This window comes from Bradyrhizobium sp. SZCCHNRI1029, from assembly GCF_032487555.1.
GTDB lineage: Bacteria > Pseudomonadota > Alphaproteobacteria > Rhizobiales > Xanthobacteraceae > Bradyrhizobium.
On the sequence record NZ_JAUEUK010000004.1, the window covers coordinates 384,250 to 407,302 of the forward strand.

General features: G+C 65.9%; 23 protein-coding genes. 2 read left to right on the forward strand and 21 right to left on the reverse strand.

The window, feature by feature from the left end; genetic code table 11:
- Nucleotides 1-70: 70 nt before the first annotated feature.
- On the reverse strand, nt 71-886 hold the full coding sequence (locus tag QW861_RS13975; RefSeq protein ID WP_409977953.1) for a lytic transglycosylase domain-containing protein: 816 nt from the start codon (nt 884-886) through the stop codon (nt 71-73).
- A gap of 613 nt (nt 887-1,499) precedes the next feature.
- Between QW861_RS13975 and QW861_RS13980 the strand changes: the two genes are divergently transcribed.
- The gene (locus QW861_RS13980; RefSeq protein ID WP_315714344.1) at nt 1,500-2,087 is read left to right on the forward strand and encodes a PepSY domain-containing protein; all 588 of its coding nucleotides are present in this window, start codon (nt 1,500-1,502) and stop codon (nt 2,085-2,087) included.
- A gap of 9 nt (nt 2,088-2,096) precedes the next feature.
- On the opposite strand, the gene QW861_RS13985 is transcribed toward QW861_RS13980, so the two are convergent.
- The 9 genes from QW861_RS13985 to QW861_RS14025 all read right to left on the reverse strand — a co-directional run bounded on the left by QW861_RS13985 (nt 2,097) and on the right by QW861_RS14025 (nt 11,877).
- On the reverse strand, nt 2,097-2,789 hold the full coding sequence (locus QW861_RS13985) for a TetR/AcrR family transcriptional regulator (protein ID WP_315714343.1): 693 nt from the start codon (nt 2,787-2,789) through the stop codon (nt 2,097-2,099).
- Nucleotides 2,790-2,937: 148 nt separating this feature from the next.
- Nucleotides 2,938-3,660, reverse strand: a complete 723-nt coding sequence (locus tag QW861_RS13990) for an HAD-IA family hydrolase (RefSeq protein ID WP_315714342.1) — start codon at nt 3,658-3,660, stop codon at nt 2,938-2,940.
- Complete coding sequence (gene cbbX, locus QW861_RS13995) at nt 3,657-4,601, reverse strand: CbbX protein (RefSeq protein ID WP_316172603.1); 945 nt, start codon at nt 4,599-4,601, stop codon at nt 3,657-3,659. The genes QW861_RS13990 and cbbX overlap by 4 nt, the downstream gene beginning before the upstream one ends.
- A gap of 170 nt (nt 4,602-4,771) precedes the next feature.
- The gene (locus tag QW861_RS14000; protein ID WP_316172510.1) at nt 4,772-5,188 is read right to left on the reverse strand and encodes a ribulose bisphosphate carboxylase small subunit; all 417 of its coding nucleotides are present in this window, start codon (nt 5,186-5,188) and stop codon (nt 4,772-4,774) included.
- Nucleotides 5,189-5,263: 75 nt separating this feature from the next.
- The gene (locus tag QW861_RS14005) at nt 5,264-6,724 is read right to left on the reverse strand and encodes a form I ribulose bisphosphate carboxylase large subunit (protein ID WP_315714340.1); all 1,461 of its coding nucleotides are present in this window, start codon (nt 6,722-6,724) and stop codon (nt 5,264-5,266) included.
- 35 nt (nt 6,725-6,759) lie between these two features.
- The gene (gene fba, locus QW861_RS14010; protein WP_315714339.1) at nt 6,760-7,842 is read right to left on the reverse strand and encodes a class II fructose-bisphosphate aldolase; all 1,083 of its coding nucleotides are present in this window, start codon (nt 7,840-7,842) and stop codon (nt 6,760-6,762) included.
- Between the two features lie 44 nt (nt 7,843-7,886).
- Nucleotides 7,887-9,914, reverse strand: a complete 2,028-nt coding sequence (gene tkt / locus QW861_RS14015) for a transketolase (RefSeq protein ID WP_315714338.1) — start codon at nt 9,912-9,914, stop codon at nt 7,887-7,889.
- On the reverse strand, nt 9,911-10,786 hold the full coding sequence (locus tag QW861_RS14020) for a phosphoribulokinase (RefSeq protein ID WP_315714337.1): 876 nt from the start codon (nt 10,784-10,786) through the stop codon (nt 9,911-9,913). Before QW861_RS14020 ends, tkt begins: the two co-directional genes overlap by 4 nt.
- Before the next feature lie 35 nt (nt 10,787-10,821).
- Nucleotides 10,822-11,877 carry a class 1 fructose-bisphosphatase gene (locus QW861_RS14025; protein WP_315714336.1) on the reverse strand — a complete coding sequence of 352 codons (1,056 nt, stop codon included), beginning with the start codon at nt 11,875-11,877 and terminating at the stop codon, nt 10,822-10,824.
- Nucleotides 11,878-12,023: 146 nt separating this feature from the next.
- Here QW861_RS14025 and QW861_RS14030 point away from each other — a divergent pair, with 146 nt between their 5' ends.
- Nucleotides 12,024-12,944: a LysR family transcriptional regulator gene (locus QW861_RS14030; RefSeq protein WP_315714335.1), complete on the forward strand. Its 921-nt coding sequence runs from the start codon at nt 12,024-12,026 to the stop codon at nt 12,942-12,944.
- 48 nt (nt 12,945-12,992) lie between these two features.
- Here QW861_RS14030 and bchJ read toward each other — a convergent pair whose 3' ends face one another.
- From bchJ to bchM, 11 genes are all read right to left on the reverse strand, one after another.
- Nucleotides 12,993-13,658 carry a bacteriochlorophyll 4-vinyl reductase gene (gene bchJ, locus QW861_RS14035; RefSeq protein WP_315714333.1) on the reverse strand — a complete coding sequence of 222 codons (666 nt, stop codon included), beginning with the start codon at nt 13,656-13,658 and terminating at the stop codon, nt 12,993-12,995.
- 1 nt (nt 13,659) lies between these two features.
- Nucleotides 13,660-15,264: a magnesium-protoporphyrin IX monomethyl ester anaerobic oxidative cyclase gene (bchE, locus tag QW861_RS14040; RefSeq protein ID WP_316172511.1), complete on the reverse strand. Its 1,605-nt coding sequence runs from the start codon at nt 15,262-15,264 to the stop codon at nt 13,660-13,662.
- A gap of 93 nt (nt 15,265-15,357) precedes the next feature.
- On the reverse strand, nt 15,358-16,569 hold the full coding sequence (gene hemA, locus QW861_RS14045) for a 5-aminolevulinate synthase (RefSeq protein WP_316169203.1): 1,212 nt from the start codon (nt 16,567-16,569) through the stop codon (nt 15,358-15,360).
- Nucleotides 16,566-17,609 (reverse strand): putative photosynthetic complex assembly protein PuhE, encoded by a 1,044-nt coding sequence (gene puhE, locus QW861_RS14050; protein ID WP_316193174.1) that lies wholly within the window; start codon nt 17,607-17,609, stop codon nt 16,566-16,568. Before puhE ends, hemA begins: the two co-directional genes overlap by 4 nt.
- Nucleotides 17,610-17,622: 13 nt before the next feature.
- Complete coding sequence (acsF, locus tag QW861_RS14055) at nt 17,623-18,684, reverse strand: magnesium-protoporphyrin IX monomethyl ester (oxidative) cyclase (RefSeq protein WP_315714328.1); 1,062 nt, start codon at nt 18,682-18,684, stop codon at nt 17,623-17,625.
- On the reverse strand, nt 18,681-18,986 hold the full coding sequence (locus QW861_RS14060; protein WP_315714327.1) for a hypothetical protein: 306 nt from the start codon (nt 18,984-18,986) through the stop codon (nt 18,681-18,683). The genes acsF and QW861_RS14060 overlap by 4 nt, the downstream gene beginning before the upstream one ends.
- Nucleotides 18,983-19,450 (reverse strand): photosynthetic complex assembly protein PuhC, encoded by a 468-nt coding sequence (puhC, locus tag QW861_RS14065; protein ID WP_316172513.1) that lies wholly within the window; start codon nt 19,448-19,450, stop codon nt 18,983-18,985. The genes QW861_RS14060 and puhC overlap by 4 nt, the downstream gene beginning before the upstream one ends.
- A 16-nt stretch (nt 19,451-19,466) precedes the next feature.
- Nucleotides 19,467-20,117 carry a photosynthetic complex putative assembly protein PuhB gene (gene puhB, locus QW861_RS14070; protein ID WP_316193175.1) on the reverse strand — a complete coding sequence of 217 codons (651 nt, stop codon included), beginning with the start codon at nt 20,115-20,117 and terminating at the stop codon, nt 19,467-19,469.
- A complete protein-coding gene (gene puhA / locus QW861_RS14075) occupies nt 20,114-20,896 on the reverse strand; it encodes a photosynthetic reaction center subunit H (RefSeq protein WP_316193176.1) in 783 nt (260 codons plus the stop codon). Before puhA ends, puhB begins: the two co-directional genes overlap by 4 nt.
- A gap of 19 nt (nt 20,897-20,915) precedes the next feature.
- Nucleotides 20,916-22,346, reverse strand: coding sequence for a BCD family MFS transporter (locus QW861_RS14080; RefSeq protein WP_316193177.1), 1,431 nt, complete (start codon nt 22,344-22,346; stop codon nt 20,916-20,918).
- The gene (gene bchM, locus QW861_RS14085; protein ID WP_316193178.1) at nt 22,343-23,044 is read right to left on the reverse strand and encodes a magnesium protoporphyrin IX methyltransferase; all 702 of its coding nucleotides are present in this window, start codon (nt 23,042-23,044) and stop codon (nt 22,343-22,345) included. Before bchM ends, QW861_RS14080 begins: the two co-directional genes overlap by 4 nt.
- Nucleotides 23,045-23,053 lie beyond the last annotated feature (9 nt).

Below are 23,053 nucleotides of genomic sequence, written 5' to 3' on the forward strand. Positions count from 1 at the left end.
AAAGAGAAGCGGCGCTTCAGTGATGAAGCGCCGCTTCTTTCATTGGACATGTCTATCAGTCGCGGGCCCGTCAGCGCGCCGCGGCCGAGCCGCCGCCGTCGATCTGGCGGCCCATCAGCGCGATCGCCTTCTGATAGACGCCGGCGGCGTTCCAGGCCTCGATGGCGGCGAAGTTCGGCTCGCCCGGCTGATAGCCGGCGCCTGCCTTCCAGCCGTTGGCGCGCAGGAAGTTCGCGGTCGAGGCCAGCGCGTTGGCGGCGACGTCGAGATTGCCGACGCCGTAAGCGAGGATGTTCTTCGGCATGAATTGCGTCTGCCCGACCTCGCCATGCATCGAGCCGCGGGTGTTGCCCGAGAGCACGCCGCGGTCGATCAGCTTGAGCGCGGCATAGAGCTGGTCGGTGAAGAACTCCGGACGGCGGCAGTCATAGGCGAGCGTCGCGATCGACGACAGCATGTGCTGATTGCCGCGCTGGCTGCCGAACGCGCTCTCCATGCCCCAGATCGCGATCAGCGGTCCGGGCGGCACGCCGTAACGCTGCTCGATCGAGGCGAACATCGCCGCCTGCGACTGCTTGAGCTGGCGGCCGCGCGCGACGATCGCAGCAGCCCCGCGCTTGGCGAGGAACTGATCGAGCGACAGCGAGAAGCTGCGCTGGCCGCGATCGGCGGCGATCGTCGCGGAGGCGTAGTTGGTCTGCATCAGCGCGGCGATCGCGGCGCCGCCGACGCCCTTCGCCCGCGCCTCCTCGCTGAATTCGCGCTTCCACGCCTCGAACCCCGCCGGCGACGAACCGCACTGCGCCGCTTGCGCAACGCCGCCGCAGGCTGCGAGCAGCGTCGCGACGGTGAACGTGAAGGTGATCATGGCCCGGCGCTTAATCATTCAGACTCCTCTGGTCGCGTCCGCCGATGCGGCCTGCATCGTGACCCCTATCGGGACATCGGACGCCGCTGCGCGGCAATATCGGCCGCTCCCGGTTGAAACGGCGACAACCTATCGGAAATGGAAGAAAATCATAGCCGGCGGCGTATTAGCCGCAGATGAACGCGCCGAGCACCCGTGATTGCGCAGCCGCCCATCGACATCCGTGGCCGTGCGGGTTCCAAGGATGCAGCTCCCGCAATCGTGATCAGCGCCATCGACATCATCATAAACGGCGGACGTCCACCGATTTCCAGCCGGTCGAAAACAGCGCCAAGGCGATCGCGATCCGCTCGCTGGCCATGAAGAGCAAACGCGAGATCCAGAGCTATCTCCCGCCACCTTATCAGTTCGCCAGGCACAATGGCTTGGCCTTCAACATAACGGCGATCGCCCCTCCATCCCCGAGGGCCACGGCGTCGGCTTCGACACCGACTACATGACGCCGCCGATACCGTAACCTTGACATATACGCTGCCCTTAATTATAAAACGATACAGTTTCGTTTTACCACAACCGTTTTCCGAGGGAATGCTCTACAAGCACCGACCGAGATCGGAGACAGCAGGCCGTCATGAAACGAATCATTCTGTTGACCTTGATCCTGCTGTCATGGGCGCCCCTGGCGCACGCGGTCGCCGGGACCGGCTCCGGCATGCAGACCGAGAGGGATCCGTCAGCCTCCACCGATCCGGCACTGAGCCAGGAGACGATCGATCGCGAGCTCGACAAGTTCCGGCGGACGGAGGTGTCACTGCACCAGGCGCTGCGGATCGCCGAAAGGATTCATCCGGGCTCCAAGACCGCGGACATCAGCTTCGAGGGTGGGCTCGACGCGCCCGTCTACAAGGTCCGAACCCTGCAGAGCGGACGGATCTGGGAATCCGACATCGACGGCACCACGGCGAAGGTGCGCAACAGCGTGCTGTTCTCCACCGTGGATGGACTGAGCGAAAGCGATCGTAACAGCCTGGCTGCCCTCACCACGGTCCGGCTCAAGATGTCGGATGCGATTCGGATCGCCGAGCGCTCGGCGGCCGGCCGGGCGATCAGTGGCGGCCTGATGAACAAGGACGGCAAGCTCGCCTTCGTCGTGGTCGTCGTCAGCGGCAACGATCTCAAGCAGGTGACGCTCGAACCGTCATCGCTCCGGCGACGCTGATCGCGCTGCTCAGACCTTCGGCTGCAGCGCCAGGAACGTCTTGACCCGGTCACGGACGAAGCCGGGCAGCTCCCTGCGGATCGTCCTCTCGCTCTCGCCCATGAGCGAGCGCATGATCACCGGCATGACGATCAGATCGATGAAGATCTCGGCAGAAACGGCCGACGCCTTCGACGGCGTCCGGCGAGCGGTCGTGGCCGAGGCGCCGATCGTCTCGCCGAGCAGCACCGCCACAGCATGGGTGGCCCGCTTGCGCGAGACGTCATGAAACTGACAACTGAGATCGGGAAACCGGTAAGCCTCCCCGATCGTGACCCGTAACAATCCCAGCGAGTCCTTCAGCGCGCGATCGACGATGGCGATGGCCAGTCCAACCAGCTTTTCCTGTGCGGTGCCGGCCACCGGCGTGTAGGACCCGAGATTCATCACGTCGTTGATGGAGCGCGCGACGACGGCGGCAAACAAGGCGGCCTTGCCGGTGTATCGGGCATAAATCGTCGGCTTGCTGGCGGGGGCGCGCTCGGCGATCTCGTCGATGCTGGCGCCGTCAAAGCCGCGCTCGAGAAACACCGCGCGCGCAGCGTCCAGAATACGTTCCTCGATATTTCCAGCCAGCGCCTTCGGCGGCCGTCCCACCCGCCCGCGAAACGCTTCCGTGCGTGCAACGTCCGTACGTTTCAATTTGGCCTGCGTGCGGGCCATACTCAACGACCTCGACTCGACATGAAGATATGTCGTCAAGGGATTACACGTTCTTGTCGAGACGGCAATAGAACGACCACGCCACGCGGCTATGCGCATGGTGGCGTACATAATCGGCAACGCATCAGCACAAACACCTCAAAATACCTCAGGTAACAAGCTCCCCGAGATCGTCGAACACGGCGAGCGCACCGTCGAACGCGTCGTCATGAAAGTAGAGGCTGCGCGTGATCAGCACGGGAACGCCGGCGCGGGTCGCAGCCATCAACCCGTTACCGGAGTCCTCGATCGCGATGCAACTGGCCGCGGGTAGATCGAGCTGCGACAAGACCTCCAGGTAGACATCGGGCGCAGGCTTCTTGCGCACGACATCGTCGGCCGCCACGACGGCGGCAAATCCTGCCTCCCAGTTCGCGCCCAGCGCGGGCGCCAACAGGGCATCGATATTGGCGCGCGTGGTCGTCGTCGCGATCGCGAGCCGCTGCCCGCGGGCCGAGGCAGCCTCCAGCAATGCTTGCACGCCCGGGCGCAACGGGCAGCCCTTGTCGGCCATCAGCGCGGCAAACCGCTCCGTCTTGATGCGATGAAGCCGGGCAACGACGGCGTCGCTGAGCGGCGGACCCGTGCGCCGCATCTGGTCGAACGCACGGACGCGCTCCTTGCCACCGGTGACACGCAGCAGCTCCTTGTAGATGCGGCGGCCCCAGTGCCAGTCGATGCCCACCGCGACGAACGCCTCGTTGAAGGCCTCGCGATGGATTTCCTCGGTCTCGGCCATCGTGCCGTCGACGTCGAAGATCAGTGCGCCGGCGTCGGCGATGCGGCGCCGGAGGTCGTCGAGCGGCGCGTTCCTCACCAGAGCCAGACTCATGATTGCGCCTCCGCCCTGCCGTCGCCCGCGTCGGCCCCCTTGGCGAACACGCGGCTTGCCAGCACGTCGCTGGCTTCGATCGACATCACGTCATCGGACGTCAGCACGCGGTCGAGCCGCGACACCAGCCGGTTGGCCTGGCGCAGGCGGATCCGATCCAGCGCATTGCGGATCGAGCGCGCGTTGGAGAACATGGGCTGAGTGCGCCGGACGGCGATGTATCTTTCGAAAGCGGCGCGGGCCTCCGGCGTGAAGCGATAATTCTGCCCTTCCAGCATCATCTCGGAGATCGTCAGCAGCTCGGCCTCCGAATAGTCGGGGAAGTCGATGTGGTGGGCGATGCGCGAGCGGAAGCCGGGATTGCTCTGGAAGAACTTCTCCATCCGGTCGGCATAGCCGGCAAGAATGACCACGAGATCCTCGCGCTGCGACTCCATGATCTGCAGCAGGATCTCGATCGACTCCTGGCCGTAGTCGCGCTCGTTCTCGGGACGGTAGAGATAATACGCCTCGTCGATGAACAGGACGCCCCCCATCGCCTTCTTCAGCACCTCCTTGGTCTTCGGCGCGGTGTGGCCGATATACTGGCCGACGAGGTCGTCGCGGGTGACGCTGATGACGTGGCCGCGGCGCACGAAGCCGAGCCGGTGCAGGATGCCGGCCATGCGCAGCGCGACAGTGGTCTTGCCGGTGCCGGGATTGCCGGTGAACGACATGTGCAGGGTCGGAAACGTCGTCGCCAGCCCCATCTTGCGGCGGATCCGCTCCATCATCAGCAGCGACGCGATCTCGCGGATTCGCGTCTTGACCGGGGTGAGCCCGACCAGCTCGCGGTCGAGCTGCTCCAGCACCGGCGCAATATCGACGCTCTCGAACTCGCGGCGCAGGTCGACGGTGTCGACCGGCGTCGCCTCGGTGGTGTCCGTCTGCGTGGCCTGCATCATCGACTGGTGCTCCGTTCTGGACGTTCGCATCAGATCGCCGTGCGTTCGATTGCGAACCTGGCAACAACGAAGCAACGGCAAATAGAAGGTGATATGGCCGCTCCGGGCGGAGATCCCTGCCACGCCGCAGACCCGCAGACGCAGCAGCGACCTCCGCCCGCCAGGGATCAGTAACGCTGGCCTTCCGGGCGCTCGGCCGCGTAGGACCGCGTCGAATAACGCTGATTGCGCCCGACGGTTTCCTGCCGGTCGAGCCGGAAGCCCGGCTCGTTCTGCGGCCGGTTGACGATGAAGGACAACCGGGTCGATTCCCAGCCATGGCTGGAATCGAAGGCCGAGATGCGGATGTAGCGGTCGCCGTAGATCTTCCGGCACTCGGTCAGCTCGTGCATGATGCCGGCGGCGTCACGCAGGTCGAACATCGGCAGGCCCCACATCTCCCAATAGGTGTTGCGGGGATGCGGATCGTCGGTGAACTCGATGTTCACGGCCCAATTCTTCTCGAGGCAATACTGGATCTGAGCGGAGATCTGCTCGTCGGTCAGATCGGGCAGGAAAGAAAAGCAACCCTGGGTCACGCGCATGTTGATGTCTCCTGATATCGCTGAAACGGGCGAGCCGGTGTCCGGCTCGCATCGCGGCGTCGCATCGAACGATTGTTAGGCGGCAGGCGTCACTGTCGGGACGAAGTCCGGCGAATCGGTCGATTCGTAGTTGAAGGTGACGTCCTTCCAGATCTCCAGCGCCTCGCGCAGCGGCGTGCAGGTCTGTGCCGCCTTGGCCAGGATCTCCGGACCTTCATGCACGTAGTCGCGGCCCTCATTGCGGGCGAGGATCATCGCTTCCAGCGCGACGCGGTTGGCGGTCGCACCGGCGGCGATGCCGCGCGGATGGCCGATCGTGCCGCCGCCGAACTGCAGCACGACGTCCTCGCCGAGCAGGTCGAGCAACTGGTGCATCTGGCCGGCATGGATGCCGCCGGAGGCCACCGGCATCAGCTTGTTCAGGCTGGCCCAGTTCTGGTCGAAGAACACGCCATGCTCCAGCCGCATCGGATTGAAGTCCTCGCGGCAGATGTCGTAATAGCCGCGCGTGGTGTTCGGATCGCCTTCGAGCTTGCCGACCACGGTACCGGCATGGATGTGGTCGACGCCGGCGAGCCTCATCCATTTGGCGATGACGCGGAACGACACGCCGTGCGCGCGCTGCCGCGTGTAGGTCGAGTGACCGGCACGATGCAGATGCAGGATCATGTCGTTCCGGCGCGCCCATTTCGCCATCGACTGGATCGCGGTGTAGCCGATCACGAGGTCGATCATGACGATCGTCGAGCCGAGCTCCTTGGCGAACTCGGCGCGCTCATACATGTCCTCCATCGTCGCCGCGGTGACGTTGAGGTAGGTGCCCTTGATCTCGCCGGTCGCCGCCTGCGCCTTGTTGACCGCCTCCATGCAGTACAGAAAGCGCTCGCGCCAATGCATGAACGGCTGCGAGTTGATGTTCTCGTCGTCCTTGGTGAAGTCGAGCCCGCCCTTCAGCGCCTCGTAGACGACGCGTCCGTAGTTGCGGCCGGACAGGCCGAGCTTCGGCTTGACGGTGGCGCCCAGTAGCGGCCGGCCGAACTTGTCGAGCCGCTCGCGCTCGACGACGATGCCGGTCGCCGGCCCCTGGAACGTCTTCACATAGGCCACCGGCAGCCGCATGTCCTCCAGCCGCAGCGCCTTCAGCGGCTTGAAGCCGAACACATTGCCGATGATCGAGGCGGTCAGATTGGAGATCGAGCCGGGCTCGAACAGATCGAGGTCATAGGCGATATAGGCGAAATAGCTGCCGGGCGAGCCCGGCACCGGCTCGACGCGGTAGCACTTGGCGCGATACTTCTCGGCTGCGGTCAGACGGTCGGTCCACACCACGGTCCAGGTCGCGGTCGAGGATTCGCCGGCGACCGCGGCGCAGGCCTCGGTCGGATCGACACCGTCCTGCGGCGTGACGCGGAACAGCGCGATGACGTCGGTGTCCTTGGGCTGATAGGACGGCTCCCAATAGCCCATCTTCTTGTATTCCATCACGCCGGACTTGTAGCGATCCTTGCCGCGCACCGTGATCGATTGGTCGTTCATGTGTTCCTCCTGGATTTTCGTTGTGGCTGTGGACGTCACGCAGCTTCGGTCATTCCCCCAATTCGTGGATCGAGCGCGCCGGAGCGATAGCGCTTGGCCATCTCCGACAGCGGCAGCACCTTGATCCTGGATGCATTGCCGGCGGCGCCGAACTGCTCGAACCGCTCGCGGCAGAGCTCGCGCATCGAATCCATCGCGGGCTTCAGGAATTTGCGCGGATCGAACTCGCTCTTCGACGACGCGCCGACTTTTCGGAAGATGGCGGTCATTGCCAGCCGGCAGTCGGTGTCGATGTTGACCTTGCGCACGCCGTGACGGATGCCGCGCACGATCTCCTCGACCGGGACGCCCCAGGTCTGCGGCATCTCGCCGCCGAACTGGTTGAACATGTCCTGCAGGCTCTGCGGCACCGAGGACGAGCCGTGCATGACGAGATGCGTATTCGGCAGCCGGCGATGGATCTCCTCGATCACGTTCATGGCGAGAATCTCGCCGTCCGGCTTGCGCGAGAATTTGTAGGCGCCGTGCGAGGTGCCCATCGCGATCGCCAGCGCATCGACCTTGGTGGCGCGGACGAAGTCGACCGCCTGGTCGGGATCGGTCAGCAGCTGCTCGCGGCTGACCTTGCCCTCGAGGCCGTGACCATCCTCCTGCTCGCCGCCACCATGTTCGAGCGAGCCGAGCACGCCGAGCTCGCCCTCGACCGAGGCGCCGACCCAGTGCGCCATGTCGGTGACGCGGCGGGTGATGTCGACGTTGTAGTCGTAGTCGGCCGCGGTCTTGGCATCGGCCCTGAGCGAGCCGTCCATCATCACGGACGTAAAGCCGTACTTGATCGCGGTGGCGCAGGTCGCCTCGTCATTGCCGTGGTCCTGGTGCAGGCAGAGCGGGATCTGCGGATACATCTCCTCCAGCGCGTCGATCATCTTGGACAGCATGATGTCGCCGGCATAGGAGCGCGCGCCGCGCGAGGCCTGGATGATCACGGGGGCATCGACGGCCGCGGCCGCCTCCATGATCGCCAGCCCCTGCTCCATGTTGTTGATGTTGAACGCCGGCACGCCGTAGCCGCGCTCGGCCGCATGGTCCAGCAATTGTCTGAGCGTGATCCGCGCCATGTTGGTCTCCGTCCCTGGTTCGATGTTCTGCTTGGTGGCGCGGCTCAGGAAGCCCGCGCCCGGATGATGTTGCGCATCGCCGCATCGGCCACCGCCGCAGGCGTGATGCCGAATTCGCGGTACAGCACCTCGGCCGGCGCCGAGGCGCCGAAGCCGTGCATGCCGACGAACTCGCCGGCATCGCCGAGCCAGCGCGCCCAGTCGCCCTCGATCGCGGCCTCCACGCCGATGCGCGGCACGTGGCCGAGCACCGCGGCGCGATACTCTGCCGACTGCTTGCGAAACAACTCGAAGCACGGCGCCGACACCACCGCCGCCTGGACGCCCTCGGCCGCCAGCAGCTTGGCCGCCTCCAGCGCGATCGCCACCTCCGAGCCGGTCGCAATCAAGGTCACATCGCGCCCAGCCTCGGGCTCGATGACCACGTAAGCGCCGCGCGCGACCTTGTTGTGATCCGATGCCTCGGTGCGGAAGGCCGGCAGGGCTTGCCGAGACAGGCACAGCACCGACGGCGAGGTCTCCGCGCGCAGCGCGCAGTCCCAGGCTTCCGCCGTCTCGACCGCGTCGGCCGGGCGGAAGACCAGGAGGTTCGGAATGGCGCGCAAGCTCGCGACATGCTCGACTGGCTGATGCGTCGGGCCGTCCTCGCCGAGGCCGATGGAATCGTGGGTCATCACGTGGATAACGCGGATGCCCATCAGCGCGGCCAGCCGAATCGCCGGCCGGCTGTAGTCGGCGAACGCGAGGAAGGTGCCGCCATAGGGAATGAAACCGCCATGCAGCGCGATGCCGTTCATGGCCGCAGCCATCGCGTGTTCGCGCACACCATAGTGCACGTAGTTGCCATCCATTGCGGCCGGTGTGACGGATTTGTGCGTCTTTGCCTTGGTCAGGTTGGAATGAGTCAGGTCCGCCGAGCCGCCGAGCAGATTTGGCAGCACTGTCGCAATGACATCGATGACGTTCTGCGAGGCCTGGCGGGTGGCGATCTTCGGCCGCTCGGCCGTGAGCTGCGCGATGAACTGCGCCATGCGCTCGGTATAGGCGGCCGGCAGCTTCTTGTTCAGCGCGTCATGGCACGGCGATCGGTCCGCGGTGCACAGCTTGCGCGCACGCTCCTTCCAGGCCTGGCGCACGCTGCGGCCGCGCGCGCCGATCTCGCGCCAGCTCACCAACACATCGGCTGGCACCTCGAACGGACGGTGCGGCCAGTGCAGTGCCGCGCGGGTCTTCTCGACCTCCTCCGGCCCGAGCGGCGCGCCATGCGCCTTCTCCGAGCCCTGCCGTCCGGGTGAGCCGAAGCCGATCGTCGTCCGGCACGCAATCATGCTCGGGCGGTTGCTCTGCCGCGCCGCCGCGATAGCAGCCTCGATGGCTTCGGGATCATGGCCGTCAATGCGGGACGTCGCCCAGCCCGACGCCGCGAAGCGTGCGAGCTGATCGTCGGAGCAGGCAAGACCCGTCGAGCCGTCGATCGAGATGCCGTTGTCGTCGAACAGCACGATCAAGCGATTCAGCTTGAGATGGCCCGCGAGCGAGATCGCCTCGTGGCTGATGCCCTCCATCAGGCAGCCGTCGCCGGCGATCACGTAGGTATAGTGATCGACCAGATCGTCGCCGTAGCGCGCGTTCATCAGGCGCTCGGCGAGCGCCATGCCGACCGCCGTCGCGATGCCCTGCCCGAGCGGACCGGTGGTGGTCTCGACACCAGGCGTGTGGCCATACTCAGGATGCCCCGGCGTCTTGGCGCCCCATTGCCGGAACCGCTTCAGCTCATCGATCGTGACGGCCTCGTAGCCAGTCAGATGCAGCAGCGCATAGAGCAGCATCGAGCCGTGTCCGGCCGACAGCACGAAACGGTCGCGATCGGGCCAGGCCGGATCGGCGGGATCGAATTTCATGAAGCGTGAGAAAAGGACGGTTGCCACGTCGGCCATGCCCATCGGCATGCCCGGATGACCCGATTTCGCCTTTTCGACTGCGTCGATGGCCAGGAAGCGGATGGCATTCGCCATCTCGGCATGGCTGGGATCGGCTTTCGGAGCCAGCGTTTGCACGGCGGTGGCGGTCATAGCGTGCGCCTCTTTCGGTCCATCAGTTGCATGATCATGGGGGTGAGAATGAGCTGCATCGCGAGATCGAGCTTGGCGCCGTGGATCACGATCGAATTGGCGCGCGACATGAAGCTCTGCGGAATCATCGAGAGCAGATAGGGGAAGTCGATGCCGCGCGGGTTCTTCAGCCGGATCACGACCATCGATTCATCGGGCGTCGGGATCCAGCGGGCGACGAACGGGTTCGAGGTGTCGACCGTCGGCACGCGCTGGAAGTTGATGTCGGTCTCGGAGAACTGCGGGATGATGTAGTTCACGTAGTCCGGCATACGGCGCAGGATCGTGTCGGTGACCGCCTCGGTGGTGTAGCCGCGCGACGCGCGGTCGCGGTGCAGCTTCTGGATCCACTCCAGGTTCATCACCGGAACAACGCCGATCTTCAGATCGGCGTGCTGCGCGATGTTGACCTTGTCCGTGACAACGGCGCCGTGCAGGCCTTCGTAGAACAGCAGATCGGAATCCTCCGGCAGCCGGCTCCACTCGGTGAAGTTGCCGGGCCTTGTGTCGTAGAGCCGCGCCTCCTCCTCATCGTGAACGTAGTGGCGCGTCATGCCGGTGCCGGTCTCGGAATAATCGCGAAAAGTCTTCTCGAGCTCCTCGAACAGATTGGTGTCGGGGCTGAAATGGCTGAAGTGCTTGTTGCCGATCTCGGCCTCCTCGACCATCTTGCGGCGCATCTCCTCGCGATTGTAGCGATGGAAGGCGTCGCCCTCGATATAGGCCGCCTTGACGTTCTCGCGGCGGAAGATGTTCTCGAAGGTCTTCTTGACGGACGTGGTGCCGGCGCCCGACGAGCCGGTGATCGAGATGATGGGATGACGACGTGACATGAACTTTCTCCGGAAGGCGCGTTCGGCAGGCGGGCTCAGCGGAACAGGCCGCGCCGCGCGAACAGGGGCGCATCGCTGGTTTCGAACAGCGGCTCGATGCCCTCATGCAACTGGTCGACGTCGCGGACAAGGCGGACGTCGCCCATGATCAGCGGCGCGCGCTGATGCGGCGAGCGCGCCGACAGTTCGAGGATGCGCGAACGGCCGCTCGAGGCCGAGCCGCCGGCCCATTCCATGATCAGCGCCATCGGATGCGCTTCGTAGACCAGCCGCAGCCGGCCCTCGCGATAGCCGGGGCGGGAGTCGGCCGGATAGAGGAACACGCCGCCGCGCATCAGGATACGATAGGCCTCGGCGACCAGCGAGGCGATCCAGCGCATGTTGAAGTCGCGGCCGCGCGGGCCGGCCGCGCCCGACAGGCATTCGTCGACATAGTTGCGCACGGTCCCGCTCCAGTGCCGGCGGTTCGACGCGTTGATGGCGAACTCCGGCGTATCCTGCGGGATGCGGATGCCAGACTTGGCGAGCATGAACTCGTGCAAGGTCGGATGCAGGACGTAGAGATCGACGCGATGGTCGATCGCGAGCACCAGGCAGGTCTGTGGTCCATAGACAAAGAAGCCGGCGGCAAGCTGTGCCGTGCCGGGCTCGAAGAAGCTGGAGAGCACGTCGCGGCCCCGCGGGCGGATCGAGAAGATGGTGCCGACGGAGATGTTGTTCTGCAGGTTCGACGAGCCGTCGAGCGGGTCGATCGCCACGCAAAGTGGGGCAGCAGCATTGACCGTTTCCGGCCGGTCGACCTCCTCGGACAGGATGCCAGCGACCGGAGCCCGGCGCAGCGCATCCCGCATCAGATTGTCGGCGACGATGTCGAGCGCCTTCTGGACGTCGCCGTCGGCGTTCACGGTGGCGGCGCCTTCGTCGACGCCAGACAGCGGTGCGACCGCGATCTGCCGCGCGAGTTCGCGCGCCGCCCCGGCCAGAGCCTCGATGACCGCGGCGCAATCGGCGTCGGCACCCTGCGCCGCCAGATGTGCCTGCAATGTCTGATGTTGATCCATTTGGTGATTCATGGGCCACTCCCTCGCCATCAGCTCCTCTGCCGGGAACTTGATGAAGCCGCACGAATGCGTCGTGCCGCGCTGCTATCAACACTCGATTTGCCTAATTAGGGAAATTTCATTATCTTTGGATAGACCAAAGTTTTCCTTATACTGGCGATCTCATCGAGGGTTCCATGAGCCGGCACTTCTCTCGCGATCTCACCATCCGCCAGCTTCGGGCGCTGGCTGCCGTGCAAAACTCGGGGTCGGTGACGTCTGCGGCCGGCCGTTTGAACCTCACTCAGCCTGCCGTGACCCTGCAGATTCGCAATCTTCAGGAGCTCGCCGGGCTGCCGCTGATCCAGCGCACCACCGACGGCATGATCCTGACCGAGGCCGGCCGCAGCGTCCTGGCACTCGCCGAGCGCGTCGAAGCCGCGCTGCAGGACTGCGAGCAGGCGCTCGACATTCTGGCGGGACGCAGCGGCGGCCGCGTGGCGATCGGCGCGGTCAGCACCGCGAAATATTTCGTGCCGTTTGCGATCGCGGAATTTTCGCGGCGCTTCCCCAAGATCGACGTCACCTTGCGGATCGGCAATCGCGACAGCCTGCGCGAGGCACTGCGCGGCTATGATCTCGACATCGCCATCATGGGCCGGCCACCGGCCGACGTTCCCGTGGATATGCGGCCGTTCGGAAAGCACCCGCACATCATCATCGCCCCAGCCAACCACCGGCTGGCGCGCCGCAAGCGGATCGCGGCCGAGGATCTCGCCGGCGAGGTGTTCATCACCCGGGAGCCGGGATCGGGCACCCGGCTGCTGATGGAGACATTCTTCGAGAAGCATGGTCTGAAGCCGAAGACCAGCATGGAGATGGACAGCAACGAGACCATCAAGCAGGCCGTGATCGCCGGCCTCGGCATCGCCTTCATCTCGCAGCACACCGTCGCCCATGAGCTCAGCGAGGGGCGGCTGGTGACGTTGAAGGTCGCGGGATTGCCGATCATCCGCCAGTGGCACGCGGTGCGGCGCGCCGACAAGCTGCTGCTGCCGCCGGCGCAGGCGATGCTGGACTTCTTCGGCAAGGAAGGAGCGCGGTTTCTGCCGAGCTGAGCGCGACAACCGATGCCATTGCGGTGTCACGTCTCGCATGGCGCCGTCTCACCAGCCGATCTCGAACCGGCAGGCCTCGTCACCCCAGGCTTCGCAGGCAATCTCGCGCGCATGGGCGTCGGGATGCACGAGCCTTGCGAACAGCGTCTCGAACGTCCCAGCGTAGAAGTCGCAGATGGCGTGATCGCCGTGATGGCCGCGGCACAGCGGACAATGGCTGATCTGGTAGATGGTGGGCCGACCTGGGCGTACGGTGAAGGTGCCGGTCCCGGCAAACGTCCAGGCATGCGCGGATATCGCCCGCGTCAGCACGCCGCTCGCGAGCCGGGCCGGCAGCAGCCGGAGCACGCGGTGCGCCGCGGAGGGGATGCGATGCGCGAGCAGATAGGCCGCCGTCAGCCGCCCTGCCCTGGTGCTGACGGCGCGCGCAGCATCGTCGTCGAGCTCGGTCCGAAGCGCACGATGGAGCCGCGTGACCTCGGCTTCGTCGACCATCGCCGCCGGAGGCGTCGCGAGATAGGTGTCGAGCCGCGCGGCCGCGAAGACGCGGCGCGCCGCCTCCTCGCCGTGCAGCTGACGCAAGGCCTCCGCGGTCTGGATGATCGCGTTGGGACCGATGCGGCCGGCGATGTGGCCTTCAGCAACGCCGTCCTGATGGTCAGGCGCGGCGTCAGCACGCGGCAGCGGAACGTGCCGGGCGCACGTGCCGTGCATCTCAATGCACCCGCGTCTCGGTCTCGTCGCTCATCTGCCCGGCGCCGCCGCCACAGGCCATCACCTGCGCCTGCTGCGGTCCGCTCAGCTTGCGATTATGGCTCGTCTTCCATTCGATCTTGCCGGGATCGGCGCGCCTGCGCGACGTATCGAAGCCGAAATCGACCTTGCCCTTGGACTGCGGCCCCCAGTAATTAACGCGGCCGAGATCGTAGAATTTCCGCTCGAAGCCCGACTTCAGGAACGCCTTGAGGCAGCCGAGCAGATAGCGGCGGCGCTCGCCGGAGCCGGCCCAGGGATAGGAGAACAGCGCCTTTAGGATGTAGAAGCGGCGATAGTTGTTCATGACGCCGTCGAGCAGCTCGCCGCGGTCCATCGCGTCCGGCTTCATGATCGGGGTGACGAAATTGTACTTCTCGTAGTCGAAGATCTCGACCTTGTCGCCGAGGTCGCGGAACAGATCGGAGAACGGCCAGGGCGTGTACATCGCCCAGTTGGCGAGATCCGGCTTCCAGTCGCGCGCCATCTGGTAGGTCTCTTCCAGGGTCTCGCGGGTCTCGTTCTCGAGGCCAACGATGAACTGGGCCTCGACGACGATGCCGGCGTCGCGCAAGAGCTGGATCGCCTTCTTGTTCTGCGCGACCGTGGTCTCCTTGTTGAAGCGGTCGAGCTTCATCTGCGCCGCGGCTTCCGTCCCCAGCGAGACGTGGATCAGGCCGGCCTTGCGGTACAGCGGCAGCAGCGCCTCGTCGCGCAGGATGTCGGTGACGCGGGTGTTGATGCCCCAGAGGATCTTGAGGTCGCGGCGGATCAGCTCCTCGCAGAAGGCTATGAACTTCTTCTTGTTGATGGTCGGCTCCTCGTCGGCGAGGATGAAGAAGCCGACATCGTGCTCGCGCATCAATGTCTCGATCTCATCAACCACCTTCTTCGGGTCGCGGATGCGATAGTCGCGCCAGAATTTCCATTGCGAGCAGAAGCTGCAGGTGAACGGGCAGCCGCGCGCCATGTTGGGGATGGCGACCCGCTTGTTCATCGGGATGTAGATGTACTTGCTCCATTCGAGCACGCTCCAATCCGGCGTGATCGCATCGAGGTTCTTCACCGTCGGCGCCGCCACCGTCGCCACGACCTCGCTGCCGTCGCGATAGGCGATGCCCTTGATGCTGCGGCGGTCCGTCGCCCAGCGGCCGTCCTCGCGGGCGCGCATCAGGTCGACGATGATCTCCTCGCCCTCGCCGCGCACGATGGCGTCGATCCACGGCGCCTCGGTCAGCACCTGCTGATACATGAAGGTGGCGTGGATGCCGCCGAGCACGGTCAGTGCGTCCGGGTGCTCCTCCCGAGCGATCTCCAGAAGACGCTCGGCCTTGTAGATGGAGGGCGTGATCGCGGTGCACCCGATCACGTCAGGCTTTTCGCTGCGCAGGATGGCGCGGACCTGATCCTCGGAGAGATCGTTGGTCATCGCGTCGATGAAGCGGAGGTCGGTGAAGCCGGCCGCCTTCAGCGCGCCAGAGATATAGGCCGCCCAGGCGGGCGGCCAGTTGCCGGCGATCTCGGCGCCGCCGGAGTGATAATTCGGATGCAGCAACAAGATCCGCACGGCGTTCTCCCCGACTATCAATTTGTCTATCAATCTTAACGTCAAGATCGATTGACAATTTGATCTGACTCAAACGCCGCGCGAAGCGTCACCTCATGCCGCTTGCGCGAGACCCATCTCGGCCCAGATCTCCGAGAGTGCCGCAACGAGATGCTCGATATCCGCATCGGAATGATAGGGCGACGGCGTGATGCGCAGCCGTTCGGTGCCGCGCGGCACCGTCGGATAGTTGATCGGCTGCACATAGATGCCATAGCGCTCGAGCAGGATGTCGCTGATCCGCTTGCACAGCACAGGATCCCGCACCATCACCGGCACGATGTGACTGGGATTGTCGAGATGGCTGACGCCGGCCTCGTCGAGCCGGCGGCGCAGCCGAGCGACGCGGTCCTGGTGCCGGGCGCGCTCGGCATTGCTGGCCTTCAGATGCCGGATGCTGGTCAGCGCCCCCGCCGCCACCGCCGGCGGCAGCGAGCTGGAGAAGATGAAGCCGGAGGCAAAGCTGCGAACGAAGTCGCAGACCGTGTTGGAGGCCGTGATATAGCCGCCGATCACGCCGAACGCCTTGGCCAGGGTACCCTCGATCACGGTCAGGCGATCGGCCACGCCGTCGCGCTCCGAGATGCCGCCGCCGCGCGGACCGTACAGGCCGACGGCGTGGACCTCGTCGAGATAGGTCATGGCGTTGAACTCGTCGGCGACGTCGCAGACGTCCGAGATCGGCGAGATGTCGCCGTCCATCGAATAGACGCTCTCGAACGCGATCAGCTTCGGCGCCTTGGGATCGAGACCCGACAGCTTGTCGCGGAGATCGGCGACGTCGTTGTGGCGCCAGATCCGGGTGTCGCAGCGGCTGTGGCGGATGCCCTCGATCATCGAGGCGTGGTTGAGCTCGTCGGACAGGATCACGCAGCCGGGCATGCGCGAAGCCAAGGTCGACAGCGACGTCCAGTTCGAGACATAGCCGGAGTTGAACAAGAGCGCAGCCTGCTTGCCGTGGAGATCGGCGAGCTCCTCCTCCAGCAGGACATGATAGTGGTTGGTGCCGCTGATGTTGCGGGTGCCGCCGGCGCCGGCACCGCAGCGGTCGAGCGCCTCGTGCATCACCTCCAGAACCTTGGGGTGCTGGCCCATGCCGAGATAGTCGTTGGAACACCACACCGCGACATCGCGCTCGCCATGGGGGCCACGATAGGTCGCACGCGGGAAGGCGCCGGCCTTGCGCTCGAGGTCGGCGAACACGCGATAGCGTCCTTCGCGCCTGAGACCGTCGAGCTGGCGGCGGAAATAGTCTTCGTAGTTCATGGTACTCCCCCCTGTGCTGTCGTGTTCGGATCGACCGGCGGCGTGACCGGCACCGCGGCCAGTCCGGTGATGGTTTGCGCCTGCGCGTCAGCGCGGGCCTGGCGATAGGCTTGGCGGAATTGCTCTTCGAGCCGCTGCCGTGCTGCGGCTGCTGCATTCTTCTGAACAGAGACGGGACGCTCGGCCTGCGGCGCAGGAGAGACTACCGCGAGCACCGGCCGGACCAAAGGCGTCGCGGGCACTGGTGCGGGAGCGGCAGCCACGACCGCCATCGCTGGCACGGCAGGCTCGACTGGCGCGCTCCAGCGCCACAGATTGATCACCGGCATCGGCAGCGCCATGAAGCCATGCTCGAGCAGGCCGAGCGCGATCAACGATGCGAGCAGTGACAGCGCGACGCCGTCGAACGATGACGTAGCGCCGATCGCGGCAGCGGCGACCATCACGGTCGCGGTGGTCGCCGCGGCAATCGAGAACGGGAACAACGGGTTGGTGGACTTCTTTGCAAAATAGCTGCGCATGAAGCGGACCTGCTGCGGCAGCAGCTCGTCGTTCAGGGTGCGCACGCCAAGGAACAAATTGATCTTGGCGCTTTGCCGCAGCACCAGCAGTGCCGCGAAGGTCCACCAGCTCAGCCGGTTCGGCGCGCCCGATGTCACCGCGAAGACGAGGCCCGCGGTCGCGATCAGCGCCAACTCGTGATAGGCGATCGCCTGCAGCGCGAAGCCGACGCGCGAGGCCGGCGTGCAGTCCCGCGGGCACGACTCGGGCCGCGGGCCGGTGATCCAGCCGGCGAGCAGCGACATCTCGACCGTGCCCCACAGGAGAATGGCGCAGGTGAAGGCGCAATAGGCGTTGGCATCCTCCGCCGCCTGGCTCGACACCGCGACGCCCGACAGGGCCGCGACGAACGCCGCGGCCGTGCCCCATTTGAACGCGGCCGGATGGCGGGCGGCGAGCCCGACCAGCACCAGCACGGCGCCGGTCGAGAACCACCAGACGAACACGACGTAGGGAATGGCAATCGCGGTCGCGCCCATGGCCGGCTCCTTGTCACCAGGCGGGTTGCAGCCTGATCTCCCGTGGCAGTTCGTTGCTCTTGGCCGGCAGCATGTACAGCCGGCCGAAGGTCAGCGCCGCCTTGAGCGGCAGCACGGCGCGCTTGAGCGTGCCCATGATGCCCCCCTGTGCCTTTGCATCGGCAATCGCCTCCGATACCTGGCGCAGCTGCCTCAAGCCGGCCCAGAAGCGCGGATTATCGATGTCCAGCATGACCGGGAACACCTGGCGCGAGATCTCCGAGGTGATCCGGAACACGCGCATGTCGTACTCGTCCACCGGCATGCCGAGCGCCTCGTAGAAGGCGGGGCGCATGTGGTCGCGGACATGCATCGTCGCGAACACCGCGAGCAGGAAGAACTTGATCCACAGCTTGTTGAGGCCGCTGAGCAGCTTCGGATCGGCGCGCATGAGAAGCGCGAACGCCTCGCCGTGCCGGAACTCGTCGTTGCACCACCGCTCGAACCACTTGAAGATCGGGTGGAACTGGCGCTCCGGATGCCGCTCCATCTGGCGATAGATGGTGATGTAGCGGGCGTAGCCGATCTTCTCGGACAGATAGGTCGCGTAGAAGATGAACTTCGGCTTGAAGTAGGTGTACTTCTTCGTCTTGGTGAGGAAGCTGAGGTCGACGCCGATGCCGTGATCCTTGAGGATCTCGTTGATGAAGCCGGCATGGCGCGCCTCGTCGCGGCTCATGAACTGGAACAGCTCGCGGATATCGGGATTGGTGATCCGCTTCTTGATCTCGGCATAGAGCACGCAGCCGGAGAACTCGGCGGTCAAGGACGACACCAGGAAGTCCTTGAACTCCACGCGAAGCGCCTCGGGCAGCTCGTTCAGATCCTTCTCGAATTCCGGCGTGCGCACGAAGTGCTTGCGGTTGTGGTCGGCGCGCAGCTCGGCCATGACCGCATCCCATTCGCGGCGCACCAGGTCGACGTTGAGCCGGTCCATCGCCGCAAAGTCGGTGGTGTAGAAGCGCGGCGTGAGGATCGTGTCCTCCAATGCCATCTTGGTGGAGATGTTGCCGCTTCCGCCTTCCATCGCGATCATCTGACCCTCCCGTCCGAAAAGCTGACGTCGTACAATTCCGTGAGCTCGAGATAGCCCGCGACATGCATCATCAGGCGCTTCAAGGGACCTGCCCGCACCACCGTGGCGGTGCGGCGCAGGTTGAGCTGCTCGCCGAACTTCACCACGATCGGCGCGCCCTGGATCAGCACTTCGTCGCCCGGACGAATGTTGACGTCGCGGTCGAGCGTGACATGGGCATGCAAGGTCTCGGAGGTCTGCTCGATCTCGATGCTGCAGCCGATGTCGAAGCGGCGCGGCCCGGCGGCCCATAATCCTCTCATCGCGGCTCTCCCATCGCCATCAATCCCGTGAACCGGCGCATGTTGTCGGCGCCGAACGGCGCGAGATCGATCCGCCGGCCGGTGGCGGGATCGTCCAGTGTCAGATGGCCGTCGGACCAGCGGTTGATCGTGAACGCCGGGCCCGATCCGATCGCGTGACGCTGGCGGTCGAAGGCCATGCTGCGCAGCACGGTGCGCAGGAAGCCATCGCCGCCGGCCTCGACCACGGTCACGAGCTTGCCGCTGTCGGGCGACACCACCGCAATGCCGCCATCGGCACGGTCCTCGAACCGCAGCGCCGTCGACTGCACCGCCGTGACGTGGTCGTTGCGCACCGTGCCGATACCCGTGACCCGGCCGACGCCGGCCGCGAGCAGGGCAAAGGCGACCAGCGCGAAGGCCGCGCGGAGCGCGCCCTTCGGAATGATGATCTCGGCTTCGGCATGGCTATCGGCGTTGCTCATCGCGCCCTCCTCCCGATCACGCCGCGCTGGCGACCGCCGCCGGCGGTGCGCCTTGCGACTGACCATTGGCTGTCGGCAGCGGCTGCGCGGCGACGGCGCCATCCGACGCCGCAACCAGCGCCTTGGCAAGAATCTCGGCGACGTTGCGGGCGTCCGGAACGCCGCGCAGCATCGGCTCGACCTCGTTCAGCCGCCACGGCCGCGCATGCGGCCACAGCAGCAGATACGACAGCCGCTGCTGCGCGGTGACGCCGAGCGGCAGATCGCCGGAGCCATCGGAGAACAGCTTCGCATCCGCCCGTGCCACCTGCTTGAACGGCACGTTCAGGGTCATCGGCAACACGGCGCCGAACTGCAGCAGTACGCGCCGGCTGGTAATGGTATAGCGCGTGGTGCGGCTGTAGAGCACCGCGAGCCCGGTGAGCAGCAGCGTCGCCAGTGCCACCGGCGTCACCAGCGACGAGGCGCCGGCGACCGAGGCCGCGAGCGGCTGATGATCGAGCACGCCCGCCACAACGCGCGCGCCGAACAGCGCCGCGAAATAAGCCAGCACCAGGCGCAGGTGGAACACCCGCAGCAGCAGCGCCTTCACCGTGGGCCGTCCCTGCCAAAGCAGCCGCTCGCCCTCCGGCAGCATCAGCGTGTCCATCTCCCTGCGCGTACTCACAGCAGCGGCTCCTGCCGTGCAGCAGTCGCGTAGAGATGACCGCCGCCATAGTAGCCGACGATCTTGTCTTCCTCGAGCTTGGTGACCTGGTCGGGGTTGGCAAGGCCCGGCACGCTGGCGAATTGCGAGCCGAGGATGGCATCGACCAGCACCGCCTTGCGCGACCTGTCGACGATGGCCATGGTCATCGGCAGCAGCACGTGACGTCCGACGATGCCGTCGACCTCGACCTCGAGGTATCGGATCAGCATCTCGGCGCGGTCGACCCAGACCTCCCGAACCTTGCCGCCGAGCCTGCCGTCGCAACCCAGCACTGGCATGCCGCGCGGATCCGGATCTTCGGAGGCGATGAAGATGCTGCCGTCGACGCGCAGCGGCACGATCGCAGGGATGTTGTCGATGGTCAGCTCCGGCTCGTCCTTGCGCGCGGCAAAGGAGCCCGGACCGACACCGTCGAGCATCGGATTGCCGGTCGGCAGGTAGGGCGTGCCCGGCCAGGGATACATCGGCGTCACCGGCGCATCGGCGCGGTCGTTGTCCCAGTTCGGCAGGGTCGCGGTGCGGCCGCCATGCATGTGGTAGGTCTTCGGGCTCGGCGGGGTCGGGAAGCCGTGACCGCTCGAGGCGGTCCGGCGGCCGACGCGGCCCTCGAACTGCAGCGGATAGCCTTCGCGCTTGTCCTCGGTGCGCAGGTAGAAGATCAGGGCTGCGAAGAACACCCAGAACCCGTAAAGCACCACCTGGGCGACATCGATGTAGCTCGTGAAAGACGTCTGCATGGTTTCCTCCCCGACCGGGCTAACCTGGAAATTCAGCGATTCCGAATTGTAGTTGCTGCGGCTCCGCCGCTCGCCGCCGCACCAGCGGTCCGATGACCGCAAGCGTGACGAACAGCAGCGCGATTTCGACGTGGTAGACGATGCTGTAGCCGGTCGCGGGACCGGCAAGGGCGACGCCGAGGCGGCCATCCAGCGCGAGCTGCGACATCACATCGCGAATGGCGCCGCCTCCGGCGATCGCGAGCCCCGCCGCCGTCGCCTGCACCGCGCCCCAGGCACCGAGCGCAAGCCCGCTCTCGCCGTTCTGCACCAGTGCCATCGCCGCCGTCAGCGTGCCCACGGCGAACAGCCCGCCGCCGAACCCGATCAGCGTGGTGCCGATCCGGAACAACAAGGGTGAGGCCAGCGGCGCCGAGAAGATGACAGCAGAGAAGGCGAACAGCCCGACCAGTCCGCCGACGGCGGCGATCCGATAGGGATCGGAGCCCTTGCCGAGGCGGCGCGCGGAGAGACCGAAGCCGGCCAGCGTGCCCGCAGCGAACAAGGCGGTCAGCGCCGTGGTCTCGCCGACGGTCAGATGCAGGATCTCAGCCCCGTAAGGCTCCAGCAGGATGTCCTGCATGGTGAAGCCGGCGGTGCCGAGCCCGACCGCGAGCAGCACGCGTGCCGAGCCACCCGCCTCCCGGAAGTGTCGCCAGGAGTCGCCGAAGCGCGGCCGCTCGCGGGCCGCCGACGTGCGCGACGGATCACGCGCCTCCTGCTTCCACAGCGCGATGACGTTGAGCACCATCTCGGTCAGCGCCGCGCCCTGGATCACCTGGATCAGCCGCATCTCGCTGAACTCGGCGAGCAGCCCACCGAAGGTCAGCGCGCTCGCCATCATGCCGAACATCAGCATCACGTAGAGAAAGGCGACGACGCGCGGACGCGAATGCTCCGGCGCGATGTCGGTCGCGAGTGACAGGCCTGCCGTCTGCGTGGTGTGCAACCCGGCGCCGACCAGCAGGAAGGCGAGCGCCGCACCGAGACGGCCGGCAATCACCTGGCCCGGCGCATCGGCCGACGACAGCAGCAGCAGCGCGAACGGCATGATCGCGAGGCCGCCGAACTGCAACAGGGTGCCCATCCAGATGTAGGGCACCCGGCGCCAGCCGAGTACCGAGCGGTGATGATCGGACTTGAAGCCGATCAGCACCCGCAGCGGTGCGAACACCAGCGGCAGCGCCACCATGGTCGCGACCAGCCAGGAGGGCACGCCGAGCTCCACGATCATGACGCGGTTGAGCGTGCCGTTGAGCAGCACCACCGATATGCCGATCGAGACCTGGAACAGCGACAGCCGCATCAGGCGCGACAGCGGCAGCTCGGTCGAGGCGGCATCCGCAAACGGCAGATAGCGCGACGACAGCCGCATCCACGCCTGCATGATCGATGGTGCGCGTGCGCTCATGCCGGGCGGAGCTCCAGCGCCTGCGAGATATAGAAGCCGTTGGCGATGCGGCGGCTGCGGGCGCAGCGCCAGTCGGCGAGATCGTGATGGTCGGCGATCAGGCGATACAGCTTCTGCTCGGCGACCGGCTCGATCGACGGCGCGCGGTTGCCGCGCGGGAACACGCCACCGACGGCATGCATGACGGCGAGCATCGGCGTGCGCGGCGCGTAGGTCATCAGGATCGCGTCGGAGGTGCGAGCGGCCACACCGGCGACAATCCGCACGGCATCCTCGGCGCGGTAGTGGATGAACGAGTCCATCGCGACGACGAAGTTGAAGCCGCCGTACCTGGGATCGAGCATGTCGCCGGCGACGAACTGAATGGCGTTGCGGCTGATGTCGTCGGGCAGCCGGCGCTGGGCGATCTCGATCAGGGTCGGCGAGATGTCGACGGCGACGACGTCGGCGCCGCGGCGCGCCGCTTCGATCGAGAAGCTGCCGGTGCCGCAGCCGGCGTCGAGAATGCGCGCGCCGCGCAGATCGAGCGGGAGCCATGACAGCAGCGTCCGCCGCATCTCGTCACGGCCGGCCCGCACCGTGGCGCGGATGCGGCCGACCGGCGCATCCGACGTCAGCCGTGTCCAGGCGGCGACCGCGGTGCGGTCGAAATAGGTCTCCACTTCACTGCGGCGGGCGAGATATTGCGCTGAGGTCATCGGAGAGAG

Excerpts from the sequence above, each read along its gene's own strand:
- QW861_RS14060 (WP_315714327.1), bottom strand. The coding sequence starts at position 18,986 with ATGAGAGGATTATGGGCCGCCGGGCCGCGCCGCTTCGACATCGGCTGC.
- bchM (WP_316193178.1), bottom strand. The coding sequence starts at position 23,044 with ATGACCTCAGCGCAATATCTCGCCCGCCGCAGTGAAGTGGAGACCTAT.
- QW861_RS14030 (WP_315714335.1), top strand. The coding sequence starts at position 12,024 with ATGAGCCGGCACTTCTCTCGCGATCTCACCATCCGCCAGCTTCGGGCG.
- bchJ (WP_315714333.1), bottom strand. The coding sequence starts at position 13,658 with ATGCACGGCACGTGCGCCCGGCACGTTCCGCTGCCGCGTGCTGACGCC.
- QW861_RS14005 (WP_315714340.1), bottom strand. The coding sequence starts at position 6,724 with ATGAACGACCAATCGATCACGGTGCGCGGCAAGGATCGCTACAAGTCC.
- QW861_RS14000 (WP_316172510.1), bottom strand. The coding sequence starts at position 5,188 with ATGCGCGTGACCCAGGGTTGCTTTTCTTTCCTGCCCGATCTGACCGAC.
- puhA (WP_316193176.1), bottom strand. The coding sequence starts at position 20,896 with ATGCAGACGTCTTTCACGAGCTACATCGATGTCGCCCAGGTGGTGCTT.
- QW861_RS13990 (WP_315714342.1), bottom strand. The coding sequence starts at position 3,660 with ATGAGTCTGGCTCTGGTGAGGAACGCGCCGCTCGACGACCTCCGGCGC.
- hemA (WP_316169203.1), bottom strand. The coding sequence starts at position 16,569 with ATGAACTACGAAGACTATTTCCGCCGCCAGCTCGACGGTCTCAGGCGC.
- fba (WP_315714339.1), bottom strand. The coding sequence starts at position 7,842 with ATGGCGCGGATCACGCTCAGACAATTGCTGGACCATGCGGCCGAGCGC.
- tkt (WP_315714338.1), bottom strand. The coding sequence starts at position 9,914 with ATGACCGCCACCGCCGTGCAAACGCTGGCTCCGAAAGCCGATCCCAGC.
- QW861_RS13975 (WP_409977953.1), bottom strand. The coding sequence starts at position 886 with ATGATTAAGCGCCGGGCCATGATCACCTTCACGTTCACCGTCGCGACG.
- cbbX (WP_316172603.1), bottom strand. The coding sequence starts at position 4,601 with ATGCAGGCCACGCAGACGGACACCACCGAGGCGACGCCGGTCGACACC.
- QW861_RS14020 (WP_315714337.1), bottom strand. The coding sequence starts at position 10,786 with ATGTCACGTCGTCATCCCATCATCTCGATCACCGGCTCGTCGGGCGCC.
- acsF (WP_315714328.1), bottom strand. The coding sequence starts at position 18,684 with ATGATCGCGATGGAAGGCGGAAGCGGCAACATCTCCACCAAGATGGCA.
- QW861_RS14025 (WP_315714336.1), bottom strand. The coding sequence starts at position 11,877 with ATGGCGAGGGAGTGGCCCATGAATCACCAAATGGATCAACATCAGACA.
- QW861_RS13985 (WP_315714343.1), bottom strand. The coding sequence starts at position 2,789 with ATGGCCCGCACGCAGGCCAAATTGAAACGTACGGACGTTGCACGCACG.
- QW861_RS14080 (WP_316193177.1), bottom strand. The coding sequence starts at position 22,346 with ATGAGCGCACGCGCACCATCGATCATGCAGGCGTGGATGCGGCTGTCG.
- QW861_RS13980 (WP_315714344.1), top strand. The coding sequence starts at position 1,500 with ATGAAACGAATCATTCTGTTGACCTTGATCCTGCTGTCATGGGCGCCC.
- puhC (WP_316172513.1), bottom strand. The coding sequence starts at position 19,450 with ATGAGCAACGCCGATAGCCATGCCGAAGCCGAGATCATCATTCCGAAG.
- puhE (WP_316193174.1), bottom strand. The coding sequence starts at position 17,609 with ATGGGCGCGACCGCGATTGCCATTCCCTACGTCGTGTTCGTCTGGTGG.